We start from the raw sequence: 19,736 nt of genomic DNA, 5'->3' as shown, positions 1-19,736 counted from the left end.
TCCCACTTCAAGGAAGAATGAATCAAAAAAACGTCCCGCACCTGAAAATCGATGCGGGACGTTGCGTCATAATAAGGGTGAAATCAAGCGCGAAAGTGACTCGAAAATCCGGAAGCGGAGCGGACGTTTGACGTAATCATTCGATGATAACTGAATCGAGACGTCGAAATCAGCAATGAAGTCACGCTCGAGCTGTTCGGCACTTTCCGTATCGTACAGGAACGCCATTAGCTCATAGTTGAGGACAAAACTGCGAATGTCCATGTTTGCCGTTCCGACAGCCCCAATCTTGCCGTCGACGAGAAATAGTTTGGCATGGATGAAGTGACGGTTGTACGTGTAAATCTTGACCCCATCTTTCAGGAGTGGTCCAAAGTAGGAACGGGTGCCGTAGTAAGACGTAAAGCTATCGCCTTTCCCCGGTGTCAGGATGCGGACGTCAAGCCCGGCACGTGCAGCAAGTCGAAGTAACGTCATCGTCTCATTGTCCGGAATCAAATACGGTGTCGCGATCCAGATCGAGCGTTGCGCCGAGATGATGGCCGCAATCAAGGCATTGCGAATCGCGGGATCCTTTGAGGTCGGTCCGCTCGTGACGATTTGAATCGCTCCGTCGGACGCAACATCATGTTTCGGGAAGTACTGGTGGATTGTCTCTTCCCCCGCAAACGTCTCCCATGTGTCGTCCGATTCGATTTGGGCATAAATCCAGTCGTCGAGGAACGTCGCTTGTAATTCCTTAACGGCACGTCCTTCGAGCCGTAAGTGCGTATCGCGCCAAAACCCGAACTTCTTACTCTTGCTATCGTACTCATCACCGACGTTCAGTCCACCGGTGAAGCCAACCTTCCCATCAACGACGACGATTTTCCGGTGATTGCGGAAGTTCGCCGTGAAGATGAATAAGGGACTCGAGATTGGATCATAGGCTGCGATATGTGCCCCAGCGTCGCGTAACGGACGTAGGAAATTCTCACCAAGCATATAGCTTCCAAGTCCGTCATACATGAACCGCACTTCGACTCCCGCTTCGAGTCGCTCGACCAATGCTTCCCGGATTGCCTTGCCTGTCTCATCGTTTCGATAGATGTAGTACTGGATGTGGACGTGATGTTTCGCTTGACGAATTGCGTCAAGAATCGCCGGGAACGTCGCTTCCCCGTTCGTCAAAATCTCACTTGCTGTATGAACGTCCACCCCGCCCCCACCGAAGTTACGAATCGTGTTCGCAAGCTTCAAGTGATTCGTTGGCAATTCACTGACGGCAAGCGACCGGACTGGACGAATCGCTTGTTTCAGCAATTTCCGTTCGTCATGCGAACGACGATTCCGGCGGCGACGCCGTGGATTCCGACCGAACATCAACCAGATGATGACTCCGAGAATCGGTAAGAAAATTAGAACGAGGAACCAAGCGATCGTTGATTCCGCTGTCCGGTTCTCGATGAAGATGATCATGATGACGGCGAGCGGCACGACCGTCGCTGAAATCGTTAAGACATAAAATAAATAGCCGAGTTGATATAGTCCCCAAATGATGCCACCGGCGACTAAAAATACGAGTGCGAATTGTAAAATCCGGTTACGCACAGACCTTCCTCCTTCAATTAACATACCTTCACTAGTATTCTTTCCCCATTCACTATGAAAATATAACAAAAAAGAGAAACCGCAGGTACGGTTTCCCAAAAGATTGACCTCTTATAGAAAGTTTTCTTCGTACATCTCGCGACCAGGGATTGGATCATTCAGTGACGCCCAGTCCGTTTCGTGTTCCTGGACGAGACACGCATCGAATAGCGCTTCGAGCTTCTCTTGCTCCAGTTCGATGCCGATCAAGACGAGTTCGGTCCGTCGGTCCTCATCTGATGCAAAACGACCAGCATATTCCATGTTCGACGCATATGCTGCCTGATGGAACAATAGTGCCATCTCAGGACGTGTCGCGAGGAACAAGAATCCTTTCGCCCGGACGACTTCTTGCGGCCAATCTTCGATCAAGGCAAGCAAACGCTCAGGATGGAATGGCATGTCGCGTTTGTAGACGAATGAACTGATCCCGTATTCTTCCGTTTCCGGAAGATGTTCTTCGGCATTCAACTCGCGGATCCAACCGGCACTTGCTGCTGCTTGTTCGAAGTCAAATAGATCAACGTCTAATATCTCTGTCGGATCGACTTGACCATACGTCGTCTCAATCAGACGAGCCACTGGATTCAATGCCTTTAGATAGCCGATGACGGTATGGCGTTCTTCCGGTGTCAGGCGATCGACTTTATTTAAGACAATGATGTCCGCAAACTCGACTTGGTCGACGAGTAGATCGACGACTTCGCGCACGTCTGTCTCATCGACTGCCTGTCTGCGCTCGATCAACGACTCACCGGATTCGAAGTCCTTCAGGAAACGGTACCCATCGATGACCGTGACCATCGCATTGATTTTCGTGACTTGTGATAAGTCGATGGCACTGTCCAAATCTTCATACGTGAAGGTCTGGGCGACCGGAATCGGTTCCGAGATACCACTCGATTCGATGACGATCCCGTCAATATCGCCTTGATCGACGAGGCGTTTGACTTCAAGCAACAGATCATCCCGCAATGTGCAGCAAATGCAGCCGTTCGAAAGCGTGACGAACGACTCTTCAGTCCGCGAGAATCCGCCTTGCTCAATCAATGCCGCGTCAATGTTGACCTCACTCATGTCGTTGACGATGATCGCAAGACGGCGCCCTTCGCGATTATGTAGCAAATGGTTCAATAGTGTCGTTTTACCGGATCCTAAGTAACCGGATAAAACGGTGATCGATATCGGTTGCATCATCATTCACCCTCCAAAACGTAATCGTTACGTTTTATAGAGTAACCGACTTTTTATCTGACGTCAATCGTAATGATTTCGATTTATTTTGTTCCCTAAAAAAAAAGCCGATAAGCATCGACTCAAGGAGTAGACCGGGCTGACTCCAAAAAAATGACGCATCTTCTCACGCCCTTTCCTCAGGCGAGACACAAGCCAGTTTTCCTGCTTCCTTCAAGCAGGAAAACGGGTCTTGTTTGTCTCTGACAGCGCATAATGCGCTTTTTCCTGTAGGAGTGGTGTGTGACGCGTCATTCGTCATTCTTTGTAGATACTGGCTTTAGAGTCAGCTCCGTCAGATATTCCGAAGCACAAGAAAAGAAACTTTTTTCCGCTCGGAATTTCTTTTTAGGGAAATACAAGCAGGAGCGACCTTGCAACGAAATGTACCGGCGCGATGCTTGTCCCAGGAAAACGATTCGAGCGAAACGAAAAAGCGTAACCTTACTACTGACTTTGAATCGGTAAATCCCATGTCGAGCCAATCAAATCCGTGATCCGCTCCGCTGCCTCGTGTGAAAATCCGGCGATCGTGTAATGATTCGTATCTGCAATCACATGATACATTCCGTTCGGTAAACTGTCAGCGAACGCAGCGTGAGCCGCATTGATTTGTTCGGTCAATGCCGGGTTCAACCAACTTTCTGGCATACCACCCGCCCAGTTCGAAGCGGACAGGACGAGGACCGGCTGCGTCACGTCTTCGATCAACGAAAGAATCATCTGATTGTTCTCCTCGACCGTTCGCCATTCATCGAGCGTTCCCTGCCAATGCCCAGGTGCCGCAAAATGCTGCCACATCGGTAATTGATCGGCTTCCGGTAAGACACTGAACATCTTTTTGCCGAGACGATCAGGAATCATCCAGGCGATTGGTCGGACGTGACTAAGGAAATAGAGGAATCGATTCCACTCCTCTTGTGTTCGTTCGTACCAGTTCGGCAATGCCGCATCGACATCCGGGTGCGACGGATCAAGCAATACGATGCCGCGTGTCTCGTCTGCAAACAGGCGTCCACTTGCAAGCGAGATATAAGCTCCGAGCGAGTGACCGATGAAGACATAGGGTCCTTCGACTTGAAGTATCCGTAAAACATCTGCCAACTCATCCGCTTGATGTGTAAAGAGTCGTTTGTTTTTGCCACGACTCGACCGCCCATAACCGAGACGCGAATATTCAAAGACCTGCCCCCGTTTCAATAATTCAGTTCGGAGCCAACCCCACTGATGCCGATTCGACATCATCCCGTGATCGAGGACGAATGTGACGTCCCCACTTCCCGTCAACCGGGTATCAAATCGACCGGCTGATGTTTCGACGATATATTCCATACACTATCCCTACTTCCATTCATTCAAATAACGAAATCTCTAGTTCGTACCCAAGGATGTTCAAGTAATCAAATAACTGGGATCGATGATGATAGAGATGCACGGCTGCTTCGATCGCCCAGCCGTTCATCGAGTCGGTAACCCCCCAGTACGTCGGACGCGTCAAAAATCCGATTGTGACTTTTTCTTGATAGACCCGAAAGGCTTGATTGATTCGCTTTGATAACTGATTGCACATGACCGGTTCCGCATAAAATGCCTGCATCGCTTCTGCCGTTGCTCCTTCTGCGAGCATTAAATCGGCTTCAAGCAATACAGCAAGATGGACGGCGACTTCACCGACGGTCCGCTTCCCGGGGATCGGTTGCGCGTTCCAGTCCTTTGCTTCGATCTTCTCAAACAAGACTTTCGACGTCTTTACACCAACACTGACATGGCGAATGAGAGCACGTTCCCAGTCAGTCATGCGCGTTCCCCCAAGCAATTGCGCGGAGTTCGAGTTCCTTGACGAACGCATCCTTGCCGGCGATATAGGCTTCGATATCGAGCGGATATGTTGTCGCTAATTGTTCCTTTAATGCTCCGTAAGCAGCGGCTTCTTCTGGATGGGTACGTAAGTAATCCCGGAAGACGAGATGACGCATGATTTCTGGATTTCCCGCCGCATAGAGATGGATGTGATGCGTCCGTTCGTCGCCGCCTTTTCGGTAATAGCGGCGTCCCGGCATGCCGAATTCACCCTTCGCTTCGTAACCGAGTGCTTCCATCGGTTCATCAAACTGCTCGATTCCCTCGAGCGCATCGACAACAGGCAGGATATCGATGATCGGTTTTGCCGCGAGTCCTGGAACTGATGTACTTCCCATATGATGGATTTGCTTAAGACGTACTCCGAACACCTCCCGTAATCGGTCCGCTTCTCGCTCGTATTCACTCGCCCACTCTGATTGATACGGTAACACAATGACTTGTCGCATGATCGTCTCCCCCTCTCATCTCAGTATGCCAGTTTTTAGGGTAAAACAAAACGACCATCCGTTTTGGAGGTCGTTTTGCTACATATGATGTTAGAGAAGTGTTAGTCCTTTAGATAATCAAACAGTTTCGCAGGTCCACCGAGTCGGAGATCAGCGATGATATGCTGAGCATCGACGACCTTTCGAACAGGGAAGTCAGCGAGTGGTGCCATGACATGTTCAAACAATTGAAGCCGAGCCGGTCCACGATATGCTTCTTTAATCTCAAGATCCGTGATTTGACTGCGTGTCAGTTCAGAGATGATCAACTCGCCTTGATAACCGCGATGTTGTTTGAGCATGAACTGCGGCGCACCGACAATTGACTGTGCCTCTTCGACTGCCATCGGAACGTATTTGTATCCCATCGTCGCTTGTGCAACGCGGAGCGAATGATAGTCAAGCGTTCCAACGAGTACATCATTGTCGAGATACAATCGGGGTGAACCATACTTCTTCGGAAAAGCAGCTACTTCTCGACCAGATGCGATCGCCGGCTGATTGTTGACATACATCGATAGGTAGAACTCACCGATTTCCCCTTGATACCGAACCGGAATGACTTGCCCGCACTCAAGATAACTCCCAAGACCTGTGCTATCTGGCATATTGATGATCTCGAACTTGATCTGATTGCTCAGCACCTCAAGCGGTTCCGGAACGACTGCTTGTAACGCTTCGATGTCCGTCTCATAGATGATGTTCAAGTATTCCCGATTCCGAAAGAAGATATCGACTGCCGGAAAGACCGGCGCATTGATCGGCGTCGCGACGACATTTTTTACATCTTCTTGTCTCATCTGAATTCCTCCTTTACGCATTCAATAATGTTTCAAAGCGTGCGACACTTGTTTCAAAATCAGGAACTGTCTTCGCTGCTTGCGCTTCTTCTACGATTTCTTGAATGAGTGAGTTGAACGGTGTTGCGATATCGTACGTCTTGCCGTACATCGTGACGATCCCATTGATGAAACGAATTTCAGTCGGTTGTCCTTTTTGTAAATCCTGCAACATACTCGCTTCTAAGTCGCGTGATCCGTGCATCAATCGTGGTACAGTGATCAATTTTTCATCGATATCGTCTAATGTCGCATAGGCTGCCGGCTCAAACGTACTCATCATTGCGAATGTGATGCCGTGGGCGTGACCGACCTCAACAACTTCCTGCATTGTATGGATTGCTGCCCGTAACAAGACAGGATGATCGAGAACGTCGCCGTACGTACCGTTACACGCAGCGGATAAACCACTGAACGTACTATTGATGACGAGTTTTGACCATTTCGTTCCTGGTAGATTATCAGAGATTTCTGTCCCACCGATGTGATCAAGGATTTCCTTCAGTTGGACGATCCGATCCGTCTTCTTCCCGTCCAGTTCACCGATTTGCATCGCATACGTCTTGAAATGTTCGTAATCTGATGTCAAGCGTGACTCACCTGGTCCGACGTATGTCGCTCCGAACTCGACGGATCCCGCAATGATACGTTCGCTTGGAATCTGTTGTTGAATGAACTCTTCCGGTACACCGTTTTGCAAGGAGACGAGAATGCCGTCTTCCTTCAAGATCGTCCGCACTTTCGCGAGGACCGGTTCATTGTAGACCTGCTTCGTCAGCAATAATATGATATCGTACGTCTCTGTGATGTCATCCGGATGAATGGCATGAACAGCTTGCGTTAAATCCGGACCAATGACGTGTGCCCCTGTTGTGTTCAGCGCCTCGATATGTGCGCGGTTCGTATCAATCAAATCGACATCCGCATACTGTTGACTTAGATAAGCTCCCATGATGGTTCCAAGGGATCCTGCTCCGTAAATTCCGATTTTCATTTCTATCACCTCTGGAATATACGGTATACTAGTTTCATCATAAACGGAAATATATATAATTATATGTTTTGATAACCTATAGGTTATGTCAGGAGGATATCATGGAACTCTTACATTTAAATTATTTTCGTCACGTCGCTGAGGAATTGAACGTAACGCGTGCTGCCGAACGATTATTCATCAGCCAACCTGCCCTTAGTGCGACGATCAAGAAACTCGAGCGTGAATTGAACACGATATTATTTCATCGAAAAGGCAGAACGATCAGTTTGACTGAAAATGGTCGACTGTTACTTCAGTCTGTCGAAAAAATCGAACACGAGTTGACACGTGTTCAGGAACGAATGGTACGAAACGATGCATCAACGGAAACACCACTCAGTCTTGCCAGTTCACATGGTCGCTTCATCCAATTGATTCTACGGGAGTTTCTTCTTCCACAAACTGCTCCCTTGTTCAACTCGGACATCCTCTCGAACCGTGAAATCCTGAGCGGTCTCCTTCATCAAGAATTCCATTTCTCGATCAGCTTCATGGAACTCAAACATCCGCTCATTACGAGTGAACCGATCGTGGAAGAAGATATTGTCATCACGTATCCAGCTTCTTATTCAGAGAAAGAAGCAATTAAGATGCTCTATGCGGATGAAACCGAAACTGCCTTTTTGTTCCCGTCCCACAATAAGGACTACAACCGTTTCATCCAATTGAAGATGGCGGAACTGAATATCTATGCCGATACCACGCACTACATCGATGACGTCTCACTTCAGCTCGCCTTACGCCAGCAACGATATTACAGCTTTGTTCCTGTTTCCGTCTGTCGCGAGATGGGGCTTCCCTTCATTACGGACGATGTATTTACAGTAAAGTCACGACTCTACATGTCGCATGCGACGAATCAATTGACGGTCGAACAAGCAATCATGTACGAACGCATTAAACTGTTTCTACTTTCGCAACGCGCATATCTAATCAAATAAAAACGGATGCCTGCATATGCAGACATCCGTTTTTCATATTACTTCGTGATGAAGTAGCGTGATTGATCAAGATGATCATTCGCTGTATAGATGTTGAGTTTATATGAGCCGTTCGTCAATGCCTGACGCATCTTCAGAACGTAGTTCCCGTGCTGGTCCGCCACGTCTTGGGCGATCAATTGGTAACCAGACGCTGTTTTTTGGTAGAGGCGGACGATTTGTCGTTTTTCGACTTTACCTGTCAACGTCTTTTTGCCTGACCATTTTTTGACCGGATACGTGTTCTTAATCGTGAACGACGCCTTTTTCGTGATCTTGTTCGAGATGTCTGTCGACTTGACCGTGTACGTACCTGTCGTTAGACCATTTTTGACCGCGATTTTGAAGCCGCTTGCCGTCGTTTTCGCTTTCGCAATCTTCGTTGATCCTTTGTAGAGGGTGACGTCAAGACCTTCCGTTGCTTTACCGCGGAGGATAGTTGATCCGTAAACTGCTGATTTTTTATCGATTGCCGGTGTCGCAACGACACCTGTTCCGACCGTCACGTTCGTTTCTGTTTTCATGAAGCTGAGTTCTGAGACGATTGTCAACTTGTCACGCAATTTGAGCGGACGTGTCACGACTTCATATTGACCCGCTTCGTTTGCAGTTGCTGTTCCAAGGACTTTATTGCCGAGTTTGACCGTGACTTTTGCGCCCGGAACGGCTTGACCTGTGACGACTTTTGCACCTGGTTTAACTGCTTTTGCCGAGACCGTGAAGTCTTTCATCGGCACGTTCATGTTGAATTTGAGGAATGTACCTGTCTCACCTGGACGTGTTTCACCTGTGTTCGTGATTCCTTCATACCGCTTAACGTACGGTGCAGCTGCAGCCGCTGAATCAAAGCTGACCGTCATCGGTTTGCTTGCGACGAGTGACCAGTTGTCGTCCGCTTTATAGTCGACTGGTTGTTTTGCTTTGATGAAGTCTGAGATAACGTTACGTGTTTCATATGCTGATTTGTAGACGATATTTTGACCTTTCCCAAGACCTGGGAATGTCGCACTGCCTGCACGATAGTTGTTCGTCGCGACGAGGAATTCTTGGTCGTCTGTGATCGCTTTGCCTTGATACTTGATGTTTTGAACACGACTTGCATCTTTATTGGCGACACCACCGTTATAATCGAATTTCGCCGGTTTCGTGATATCGATTTCATATGTCAAGCCATCGAGAATATCGAAGTTGTAGCTCCGGAATTCTTTGTTCAACAACTCTGTCTGCTCACCACCAACTTGGTTGAATTGACCGGCAGACATCTCGAGCCAATCTTTGACGTCAGCACCTGTTACTTTGACGACTTCGAGTGTATTCGGATAAACATAGAGATCGGCAACGTTCTTCAGTGCGATCGGTCCCTTTTTGATCAATGTGTAATCGGATGCGTTGACTTGGTTACGACCACCTGTTTTGAATGGTGCACCTGCTGATAACAACGGGAGATCTTTATATTTCGCAAGATCCGCATTTTCTTTGAGTTGTTTCTCGACATACCATTTTTGAGCATTCGTCACGAACTGAACTGAATCATCATCTTGTGCAAGAGCGAAGTAGCTCTGGATATCATCATTGATCGTCCCGACTTCTTGACGAATATAAGCGAGTGTTCCTTCATGCGCTTTTTCGATCAACTTGACGGCGCCTGCATCTGCTGTCGTGTCTTTCGTCACGTCCGCTAGTTTCGCACCTGATGTATCAACGACCCATTTCCCGTCGACTTGCTTCAACTGAAGATCGATGACTCCTACGTTTTTCCCTTGTGTGTTTGCCATGACGACCGGCTTGCCATTGATCAAGCCGTTCGTTGCATCAACGTTTGGTAGTTTATTAAACGCCGAATCGGCTGCCGGGAATTTGCCGTGCTGGTGACCGGTCATCAAGACATCGATGTCTGCGACTTTCGTCAACGCGTAGCCAACGTTCTCATCACCATCTTTTTGATCCGTCGTATCCCCGATACCTGTATGTGCGAGTGCCACGACGACATCTGCGCCAGCATCTTTTAATTTCTTCGCTGTTGCTTTAGCAGTCGGGATGATATCTTCAGCCGTGACTTTCCCCGTCAGGTTCCCCGCATCCCATGCCATGATTTGTGGCGTGACGACTCCGAACACACCCACTTTGACTGTTTTCATGTCACCGTTCTGGTCCTTGACTTGACGTTCGATGATTTGATAGTCTTTTCCATCTTTGTTGTAGTCCGCGACGATTGGCTTTTTCGTGACTGCATCCAATACGTTCGAGTTGACGAACTTGATTGAACCGCTCGAAGCACTCATCGCTGACTTGAGGAAATCAAGACCGAAGTTGAATTCATGGTTTCCGAGTGTGACTGCATCATAACCGAGGTATTCCATCAATTCGTACATCGGATGTTTGCCTTTGTTTCCTTTGTCATACTGATTCTTGACGTAATCACCAAACGGCGTTCCTTGAAGAGTATCTCCGTTATCAAACAAGAAGCTGTTCGTCGCGCCCACTTCCGTTTGTTGCTGTTTGATGACTGTAGCCGCTTTGACGAGACCGATCGTCTCGTCCTGCGCATCCTTGAAATAATCGTAGTTCATTGAGTTCGTATGTAAATCCGTTGTTTCTAAGAAGCGTAACTTGACGACACTGTTGTCGGCAGCAAGTGTCTTGACTTGAACGACTGGTACGAGCATCGGTGCGATCAATGTCGATGCGATGACAAGTTTTGTAGCTTTTTTCATATGTATTTCCCCCCAGGAAGTTTTAACTGCTTCATTAATTTAGCATGGTTCGATTATAGCTAATAGTCCTTTCAAATAGGTCGGACATCCGTCTTATTTAACCTACTTAACCAATTCCAAATACTGGCTTTACATTGTTGATTTTACCTTTACAAATCAGGTTCAATAAAAAAAAACGATACATTTCAGGACATGAACCTGAAAACGTATCGTTTATAATTGATGTAGAACGTAATTGTTCATTCTCAACTCCTACCGGAAAAAAAAGCACGTTTTTCGCTTTCGTCAGGGTCAGGTGAGACCCGGTAGACGAAACGTAGTTTAGGATACCGCGGCTTACCTCCCGCTTGTGGAAAGCGAGAATGACAATAACGTTCGTCGTCTCCATTCATGGCACATCTCCTAGTGGAAGAGCTTCATCACTCCACGTCTCTTAAACCGTTTTGTCGGGCTTCCGCCGGACGACATAACCAAGAATTCCACCAAGTAACGCAAGTCCTGTTGCGAAAAGCACCGTCCATCCTGCCGTCTGTTGAGCGAACTCGAATAAGACGTCACTCCGCCACTTCATCGCGAACTGAACATATGAAGCTTGACTGACGATGAAGCTGATGACACCGATCGCGATCGCAAAAATGAATGGGTCGATGATCGACTTGAAACTCCGGATACTACAGACGAAGTAAATCACAAATGTCACGAGTAACAACACCCAATACGCACTCTCACTTGAGATGTTTGGTGCCGTCGTTCCGGCCGATTCAGCATCAATTGCTTGGATCGTCTGTCGTGCGACACCGTAATCAACAGGATCAAGCTTCAATTGTGTTGCTGATAAATCAGGACGTTCTCCACCGACTAACGTCAGCAATTGTTCCGTCACCCGATTCGTATCAATCCCATCGACAACTTTCTGAATCGAGTCATTGAGCTGTTCCGTTGAAGTCTCCCCGTTTAGCATCGAAACCGGGATTTCCGCATTCGCTCCAAGGACGTCTGCTTGATACACGACTTGTCCACCATGAATCCAGTCATACATCCCTCCACTTCCGGCGTTCAGACTCGCAACGGTCAATGCCGTTCGTAGTGAGGAATCACCGTCATACTCCGCTTCGTCCTGCACCGTAAAGACAAGTTGGAGCGTACTCGCGAACATCAAAATCAGCAAGCTGGCACGTCCGGCAGCTGTCAGACCGGATAACTTTTGCGGGAAAAACGCCATCCAACCAATCAGACTGACGACGAGAAGCGGTAAGATCCCGCTCATCGCATAGCCGTCTTGTAACGCAAGGAATGGGACACTGTTTCCGCGTCCGGCAAGAACAAACCAGATGATGCCGACCGTTAAAAAGAAACTGACCGATCGAATCGTCCACCCAAGCCGACTTGCCTTAATCCGTAACACTAAAAATAACAGGACGATCAATCCGATACCAAAAACAGAATAAAGCAACGTGCCGTAAGAGACATCGAACGTCAATGGCGCGAGGACTTGTTTTAAGTCAATCCCAAACAACGATAAGACGTCGCCGGCAGAACTTGCATCCAGCACCTGATTGATGATCCCTTCTCGGACTGCGCTCGGCATCGTGATCGACAGCCCACCGACGAACAAAAGCATCAACGAAACAGTGATGTCTGTCTCTTCCCATGTGATATCCGCCTGTTGCATCTGCTTCACGAGATCCTGATAGTCTGAGGATGAGGTGATTTGTGAAGTCAAAAATGCCATCACACCGTAGATGACACCGAAAAAGATGAGACCGATGAGGACGCCATACAGAACGTCCCAGACGGAAAACCGTCGTTGTTTCCTTTCTTGCCTTGACTCCATCCCATTTCCTCCTTTTATGTCTGATGTTTGAATATTCCTGCTACAACGAAACCAAAAACATCAAATTCATTCAACAGCCATTATATCCCACTTTTTCTCTGACTGTCTCCATCGATTTCCAAAACAAAAACCGACTTCTCAGAGTGAGAAGCCGGTTGAACGATCTTTTGCCATAGTATTTTTTTCTCTATTAGATGCCTTCGTATGCTTGTTCCATGATCGTCCGTAATTCAGCGACAAGCGGCATCTTTGGATTCGCTGTCGTACATTGATCTTCGAAAGCATCGACTGCCATCTTATCGAGTTTTGCCTCAAAGTCTGCTTTTTGAATACCTTGCGCCTTGAATGACATCTTGATGTTGAGACGTTGTCCAAGATCGGCAACTGCTTGAATAAGTGATTCGACCCCTTGTTCTGTCGTTGCTGCCGGAAGACCGAGGTAACGTGCGATGTCGGCATACCGTTCATCGGCGACGAATGATTCGTATTTTGGGAATGCTGCCAGTTTCGTTGGGCGTGACGCATTATAACGAATGACGTGTGGCATCAGGATCGCGTTCGTCCGTCCGTGTGGTGTGTGGAATTCCCCACCGATTTTGTGCGCGATCGAGTGGTTGATTCCGAGGAAGGCGTTCGCGAAAGCCATCCCTGCCATCGTTGACGCATTGTGCACTTTTTCCCGAGCTTCTGCGTCAGATCCGTTCTCGTACGCTCGTGGCAAGTAGTCAAAGATCATCTTGATTGCTTTGAGTGCCAGTCCATCCGTGTAGTCGTTCGCAAGAACCGATACGTATGCTTCTGTTGCATGAGTCAAGACGTCCATTCCGGTATCAGCAGTAATCGAAGCCGGGACGGTCATGACAAATTCCGGATCAACGATCGCGACGTCGGGTGTCAAGGCATAGTCAGCAATCGGGTATTTGACGTTTTTCTCTTTATCCGTGATGACGGTGAACGGTGTCACTTCTGAACCCGTACCCGATGTCGTCGGAATCGCGACGAACTTCGCTTGACGACCGAGTGTCGGGAATTTGTAGGCACGCTTACGGATATCCAGGAATTTTTGACGCAAGTTTGAGAACGTTTCGTTCGGCTGTTCATAGAAGAGCCACATTCCTTTTGCAGCATCCATCGCTGACCCACCACCAAGAGCGATGATCAAGTCGGGTTTGAAGTCACGCATGGCTTGGGCACCTGTCTGAACAGTCGTCACCGATGGATCTGGTTCGACTTGGTCGAAGATTCGGTAACTGACGGACTGTGGCAAGTTTTGAATCACTTTATCGGCATAACCGAACTGTACCATCGTTGGATCGGTGACAATCATGACGCGTGAGACGTCAGTCATTGACCGGAGGTACTGAACGGAGTTCTTTTCGAAGTAGATTTTTTCTGGTACCTTGAACCATTGCATGTTCACGCGTCGTCTCGCCACCTTTTTGACGTTGAGTAAATGTTTCGCAGTCACGTTTTCAGAAACAGAGTTTTTCCCATATGAGCCGCAACCGAGTGTCAGTGATGGTGTCAACTCGTTATAAAGATCACCGATTCCGCCATGAGCAGATGGACTGTTGACGAGGATCCGGCAGGCTTTCATGCGGAGTCCGAATGCTGTCATCAAATCATCGTTCGTCGTATGAATGACGGCGGTATGACCGAGACCCCCGATTTCAAGCATCTGTTCAGCAATCGTAAACGCTTCTTCGGTGGATGCGACACGGTAAGCACCGAGGACGGGACTGAGTTTTTCATGAGACAGTGGTTCTGCTGCTCCAACGTGCTCGAGTTCCGCGACGAGCATGACCGTCGTTTCCGGAACATCGATCCCAGCTTGTTCTGCTATCCATGTCGCAGGTTTCCCGACGATGTCCGCGTTGACGGCACATGTATCAGTTTTAATGACGAGTGATTCGAGGCGTTGTTTTTCTTCCGGTGTACAGAAGTAACAACCGAGTGCTTCCATTTCTGCACGGACCGTTGCATATATTTCTTGGTCAACGATGACGGCTTGCTCAGACGCACAAATCATCCCGTTATCAAACGTTTTTGAGAGAACGAGATCGCTGACTGCCCGTTTGACTTTTGCAGATTGTTCAATGTAGCAAGGAACGTTCCCTGGTCCAACACCGAGTGCCGGCTTACCTGTTGAATATGCTGATTTGACCATTCCTGCTCCACCTGTCGCAAGGACCATGGCGATGTTTTCGTGGTTCATCAAGACTTTCGTTGCTTCAAGTGATGGTTCTTCGACCCATTGAATGCAGTCTTTCGGTGCCCCTGCTTTGATGGCTGCGTCGCGGAGTGTTTTCGCCGCTTCGACGGAACACCGTTGTGCCGACGGGTGGAACGCGAAGACGATCGGGTTGCGGGTCTTGATCGCAATCAATGCTTTGAACATCGTCGTCGATGTCGGGTTCGTGACTGGTGTGACACCACAGACGACACCGACCGGTTCAGCGATATACGTGATGCCGTTTTGTACATCTTCTTCCAGAATCCCGACCGTTTTTTCATGACGTAGACTGTTGTAGATGTATTCTGTCGCAAATATATTTTTAATCATCTTATCTTCAAAGACACCCCGACCTGTCTCTTCTGTTGCGAGACGAGCGAGTTCGACGTGCCGTTCAAGTCCGGCAAGTGCCATATCACGGACGATCGTATCGATTTTTTCTTGATCGAATGTCAATAACTCCTGTAATGCACGTTGTCCTTTTTCAACGATTTGTCCAATTGCTTGTTCGACCGGCGTTGCCGTCGATTTTGTTTTTTCTTTCACAGCCATGAGTGGTTTCCTCCCTGTCGTGGAACGAATCTGAGTTTGATTTGCCAACCATTATGTCAGGAATGCCAAGCTGTTTTTCAATAGTTTGTGCTTTCCTTCACAAATCAATCATAACTCCTTTTTCCTGTTTTGTGCATGACCATCCTGTGAATTCCCTCACATCCTTGGTAACGTTTACATCTATTGCGGATTCTCCTTTTTCATCGTTTTGCTTCATGTACATGGATGTGTGCGATTTGTCACACCTTGCGTTTTCCTGACTTGATAGCCGTTTCATCATCTTGTATTCTGATATGGGGTACATATTAAGAGCTACCACTAAAGGAGGACACTTCAATGTCAGTTGTACAGGAAATGCTAGCCTTCAACGAGCGATTCGTCGCCGAAAAACAGTATGAGCAGTTCGTCTCGGATAAGTTCCCGGATAAAAAGGTCGTCATCCTGACATGTATGGATGCCCGCCTAACAGAACTTCTTCCACACGCACTCGGCCTAAAAAACGGGGATGCGAAGATCATCAAAAATGCCGGTGCTATCCTATCGCACCCATTCGGTTCCGTCATGCGCTCGATTCTCGTCGCGTTGTATGCCCTTGGCGCTGAAGAAGTCGTTGTCATCGGTCACCACGATTGCGGCATGAGCACGATTGATCCTAAACACATGATCAGCGAAATGAAGGATCGAGGTATCGACCAACAGATTCTTCACACGCTTGAAGTATCAGGTGTTGATTTGAACCAATGGTTACGTGGCTTTACGTCAGTTCAGGAGAGTGTCGCCCACTCCGTCAGCCTCGTGAAGAACCACCCATTACTGCCACCTGGTACGAATGTCCATGGACTCGTCATCGACCCAGGGACCGGTAAACTCGACGTCGTCGATTGCTGATTGCTCTCTTATAGAAGAAACTCAAATAGATTCGGGATATTCTACTCCGTCTTAAATTAAAGATGATGTGCCATTTTCTCGTAATGGAGAAGGATGGCACATTTTTTTGTGTAAGCCATTTTCAGTGATCTATATGCTTTTCCCTTCATGCTTCCAGGTATTAAAAAATAAGACTTTTATACAAAGCTAGAAAGCCTATCGTGAAGTCATTTAATACGAGGTCAGACTTTTATCCTTGACAGTGTTTCAACATGGCTGTAAGATACTTTAGTATAGTGCAGTGATAACAAAAGAAAGTGTGGTTTTACCGAATGATTAACGCCGTATTGTTTGCCGTCTTTTTACTATTCATCTTAGCGATCTTCCGCGTCCACATCGTGCTCGCGATGGTCATCAGTGCGTTCGCCGGCGGTCTCGTCGGCGGTCTTGATTTAACGAAAACAACCGAAGCGTTCGCGGGTGGTCTTGGTGACGGAGCCGAAATCGCTCTTAGCTACGCAATGCTTGGTGCGTTTGCCGTCGCCCTCTCGAAAACGGGCTTACCGGATGCTCTCGCTCACGCATTGATCGCACGTTCACGAGGTAACGCAAGTGCCGCATCAGTCAAGAAGTTAAAAGGATTCATCTTGTTCGCGATTCTGTTACTCGCGATCAGTTCACAAAATGCTCTACCGATTCACATCGCCTTCATTCCGATCATCATTCCGCCGCTTCTTGGTCTTTTTTCTCAGTTGAAGATGGACCGACGTCGAATTGCGATCATCATGACATTCGGTCTCGTCACACCGTACATGTTCTTACCGATTGGATTCGGAGACATCTATCTGAATCAGATTTTACTGAAAAACCTGAAAGCTAATGGTCTTGATACGACGGGAGTTTCTGTCATCGAAGCAATGGCGATTCCAGCACTCGGAATGGTCGTCGGTCTCTTGATCGGTCTGTATACGTACCGGAAAGAGCGGACGTATGAAATTCGTGATATCGCCCCGGACGACTATGAAATCCCGGTCATTACGAAATCGAAACTTGTTCTAAGTGGTATCGTCGTCATCGCGACACTGATCGTTCAACTGCAGACGGAATCAATGATTCTTGCTGCATCGACGGGACTTATCCTCTTCTTGTTGCTTCGTCTCGTTCGATTCAGTGAAGCAGATGACGTCATCACGCGTGGTATGCGGATGATGTCATTCATCGGTTTTGTCATGATCTCAGCGAACGGATTCTCGAATGTCTTGCGTAAGACGGGTGATATCGAACCGCTCGTTGAGAACTCAAAAGCATTGATGGGCGACTCCCAACTTGTTGCCGCGTTCGTCATGCTCTTGATCGGTCTTATCGTCACGATGGGCATTGGATCAAGTTTCTCAACTGTTCCAATCATCGCTGCGATCTTCGTTCCACTTTGCATCCAGTATGGCTTCAGCTTAGAAGCGACGGTTGCGATCATCGGGACAGCAGGTGCTCTTGGTGACGCTGGTAGCCCCGCGTCAGACTCGACGCTTGGACCTACGAGTGGTTTGAATGCCGATGGTCAGCACGATCACATGCGAGAAACCGTCATTCCGACGTTCTTGCACTACAATATTCCGTTGCTCATCTTCGGTACGATTGCTGCGGTCGTGTTATAAAAACAAGACGGATTCGCTATCATGGTGGATCCGTCTTTTTAATTGTCTCCGTTTTTTTCCTTTTCATTTGATCTTCGGTTCTCTAAAATAAAGGAATGTACTGATTACAAAGGAGTTGTCTTACGTGTTATCTCAAATCGTCAACCAGATTTTACTTTCACTTGCCGATCTCGGATATTTCGGTATCGCCCTCGGGTTGATGATTGAAATCATACCGAGCGAAATCGTTCTCTCATACGGCGGATTCATGATTTCTCAAGGAACGATTAGCTGGCCACTCGCTGTCGTCGCCGCCGTCATTGGCGGATTGTTGTCGCAATTGTTCTTATATTGGTTTGCTCGCTATGGCGGTCGTCCATTGATCTTGAAGTACGGAAAGTATGTCCTGATCTCTGAACATCATCTGGATTTAGCTGAACGCTGGTTCTTGAAATACGGTCAAGGTGTCATCTTCGGAGCTCGCTTCATTCCTGTCGTCCGCCATGCCATCTCGATTCCAGCTGGTCTTGCGAAAATGGATCAAACGAAGTTTTCGCTCTACACGATTCTTGCCATCATTCCATGGTCAATCTTGTTCCTCTATCTTGGAGAAACACTCGGAACGAACTGGCGCTCGATCAAGGAAGTCGCTGCACCATATACGAATGGTGTTTTGATTGCTGCCGTCGCCTTAATTATCGTCTATTTCTTCTATAAACGCCGTCAACGGTCGGTTTAACTCATTAAGCAGTCTGTCTGTCGACGGACTGCTTTTTACAACAGACAGGAGGTCGTGCCATGCTCACATACCCGCTCGCCCATTTCCCGCTACGTCGTTTGATCGCATCCTATCGTTCTGGAAGCCCGGTCGCAACTGGCATCACTGTCGACGGACATATTTTAATCGTTGAAGAATCGATTGATGAATTTCGTGAAACACAGATCCTCTCCATTCATCAACTGAAGGATGACTGGCGAAAGACGACGATCGTCGAAAGAAACGACATCGACTTTTCCCTCGTTGATCGTTTTCCAGACGGACGGCTGTTACTCGTCGCTTCTCGTTGTGATGATGATATCGACGGCACATGGTTGCCAAACGCCTTTATCTACGATCCTCAAGGTCAGTTACTGAATAGCTTTTGTTTAGACGACGGGATTCAAAATATGCAAATCGACGAACAAGGTTGGATTTGGGTCAGTTATTTTGATGAAGGTGTCTATGCCGATGCCGTCACGAGTTCAAATGGTGCTTTCGGTCTGGTCGCTTTTGACGATACAGGTGAAGTGCAGTATAAGAATCGGCAATATCCGATTGATGATTGTTATGCTCTGAATGTCTGTTCATCAACAGAAGTCTGGTTCTTCTACTACTCCGATTATCGTTTCGTCCGTATTAATCAAGAGGACGATCTCGTTTGTGAGGCTCCTACGATCGCCTTTTCTCAGTTCGCTCGGTACAATGACCATCTACTTGCCGCATACTCTGATGACATACAATTACTTGAACGAAATGGAACACGTTTTAAGGGCATTCGTTCGATTCGTTTCATGACCGAACAAGGAAATTCCCTGTCAGGCGATCTTACAATGCGTGATGATTTGATCGTCTTAGCAACTGCTGAGCATCTGTATGTCGGGAGATTAGGTCAACAACTTGACACTCTATTAATGGGCGAATGAAAGCTGTTACATATTTGTTTCATGAATATCTGATTATTGAAAACTCTATTTCAAATTTTCAAAAAGACTAGCCGTGCCCTATCTGAGGATAGTATACTCAGCCTTATAGTTCTTACGACAAGTTGTCTGAACATTATGACGTCACAGATTTTTT

Annotated in this window: 16 protein-coding genes; 5 read left to right on the top strand and 11 right to left on the bottom strand. The window is 47.7% G+C overall.

Features of this window, described 5'->3' with window-relative positions; all coding sequences use genetic code 11:
• Window positions 1-66 precede the first annotated feature (66 nt).
• From HZS85_RS10175 to HZS85_RS10145, 7 genes are all read right to left on the bottom strand, one after another.
• Complete coding sequence (locus HZS85_RS10175) at window positions 67-1,590, bottom strand: cardiolipin synthase (RefSeq protein WP_214855575.1); 1,524 nt, start codon at window positions 1,588-1,590, stop codon at window positions 67-69.
• 111 nt (window positions 1,591-1,701) lie between these two features.
• Entirely contained in the window at window positions 1,702-2,823 is a 1,122-nt protein-coding gene (locus HZS85_RS10170) for a GTP-binding protein (protein ID WP_214855977.1), read from the bottom strand.
• Window positions 2,824-3,309: 486 nt separating this feature from the next.
• A complete protein-coding gene (locus HZS85_RS10165) occupies window positions 3,310-4,194 on the bottom strand; it encodes an alpha/beta fold hydrolase (RefSeq protein ID WP_214855573.1) in 885 nt (294 codons plus the stop codon).
• Window positions 4,195-4,213: 19 nt separating this feature from the next.
• On the bottom strand, window positions 4,214-4,660 hold the full coding sequence (locus tag HZS85_RS10160; protein WP_214855571.1) for a DinB family protein: 447 nt from the start codon (window positions 4,658-4,660) through the stop codon (window positions 4,214-4,216).
• Window positions 4,653-5,171, bottom strand: coding sequence for a GrpB family protein (locus HZS85_RS10155; protein WP_214855569.1), 519 nt, complete (start codon window positions 5,169-5,171; stop codon window positions 4,653-4,655). Before HZS85_RS10155 ends, HZS85_RS10160 begins: the two co-directional genes overlap by 8 nt.
• A 101-nt stretch (window positions 5,172-5,272) precedes the next feature.
• Entirely contained in the window at window positions 5,273-6,010 is a 738-nt protein-coding gene (locus HZS85_RS10150) for an acetoacetate decarboxylase (protein ID WP_214855566.1), read from the bottom strand.
• A 13-nt stretch (window positions 6,011-6,023) separates the two neighbouring features.
• Window positions 6,024-7,043, bottom strand: coding sequence for a ketopantoate reductase family protein (locus tag HZS85_RS10145; protein WP_214855563.1), 1,020 nt, complete (start codon window positions 7,041-7,043; stop codon window positions 6,024-6,026).
• A gap of 101 nt (window positions 7,044-7,144) precedes the next feature.
• Between HZS85_RS10145 and HZS85_RS10140 the strand changes: the two genes are divergently transcribed.
• Window positions 7,145-8,026, top strand: coding sequence for a LysR family transcriptional regulator (locus HZS85_RS10140; RefSeq protein WP_214855561.1), 882 nt, complete (start codon window positions 7,145-7,147; stop codon window positions 8,024-8,026).
• Between the two features lie 38 nt (window positions 8,027-8,064).
• On the opposite strand, the gene HZS85_RS10135 is transcribed toward HZS85_RS10140, so the two are convergent.
• The 4 genes from HZS85_RS10135 to adhE form a co-directional block, all read right to left on the bottom strand.
• Complete coding sequence (locus HZS85_RS10135; RefSeq protein ID WP_214855559.1) at window positions 8,065-10,779, bottom strand: bifunctional 2',3'-cyclic-nucleotide 2'-phosphodiesterase/3'-nucleotidase; 2,715 nt, start codon at window positions 10,777-10,779, stop codon at window positions 8,065-8,067.
• A 106-nt stretch (window positions 10,780-10,885) separates the two neighbouring features.
• Window positions 10,886-11,167: a hypothetical protein gene (locus HZS85_RS10130; protein WP_214855557.1), complete on the bottom strand. Its 282-nt coding sequence runs from the start codon at window positions 11,165-11,167 to the stop codon at window positions 10,886-10,888.
• Window positions 11,168-11,212: 45 nt separating this feature from the next.
• Complete coding sequence (locus HZS85_RS10125) at window positions 11,213-12,613, bottom strand: hypothetical protein (protein WP_214855555.1); 1,401 nt, start codon at window positions 12,611-12,613, stop codon at window positions 11,213-11,215.
• A gap of 190 nt (window positions 12,614-12,803) precedes the next feature.
• Window positions 12,804-15,398 (bottom strand): bifunctional acetaldehyde-CoA/alcohol dehydrogenase, encoded by a 2,595-nt coding sequence (gene adhE, locus HZS85_RS10120; protein ID WP_214855553.1) that lies wholly within the window; start codon window positions 15,396-15,398, stop codon window positions 12,804-12,806.
• A 336-nt stretch (window positions 15,399-15,734) separates the two neighbouring features.
• On the opposite strand from adhE, the gene HZS85_RS10115 reads away from it, so the two are divergent.
• The 4 genes from HZS85_RS10115 (at window position 15,735) to HZS85_RS10100 (ending at window position 19,582) form a co-directional block, all read left to right on the top strand.
• On the top strand, window positions 15,735-16,286 hold the full coding sequence (locus HZS85_RS10115) for a beta-class carbonic anhydrase (RefSeq protein WP_023467896.1): 552 nt from the start codon (window positions 15,735-15,737) through the stop codon (window positions 16,284-16,286).
• A gap of 314 nt (window positions 16,287-16,600) precedes the next feature.
• Window positions 16,601-17,920 carry a Na+/H+ antiporter family protein gene (locus tag HZS85_RS10110; RefSeq protein ID WP_214855974.1) on the top strand — a complete coding sequence of 440 codons (1,320 nt, stop codon included), beginning with the start codon at window positions 16,601-16,603 and terminating at the stop codon, window positions 17,918-17,920.
• Window positions 17,921-18,044: 124 nt separating this feature from the next.
• Entirely contained in the window at window positions 18,045-18,638 is a 594-nt protein-coding gene (gene uptA / locus HZS85_RS10105) for an undecaprenyl phosphate transporter UptA (protein WP_214855551.1), read from the top strand.
• A 59-nt stretch (window positions 18,639-18,697) separates the two neighbouring features.
• Window positions 18,698-19,582: a hypothetical protein gene (locus HZS85_RS10100; RefSeq protein WP_214855548.1), complete on the top strand. Its 885-nt coding sequence runs from the start codon at window positions 18,698-18,700 to the stop codon at window positions 19,580-19,582.
• Window positions 19,583-19,736: the final 154 nt, after the last annotated feature.

The organism is Exiguobacterium sp. s130 (assembly GCF_018619055.1).
Classification (GTDB): Bacteria; Bacillota; Bacilli; order Exiguobacteriales; family Exiguobacteriaceae; genus Exiguobacterium_A.
This window is presented reverse-complemented; position numbering and strand designations above follow the sequence as displayed.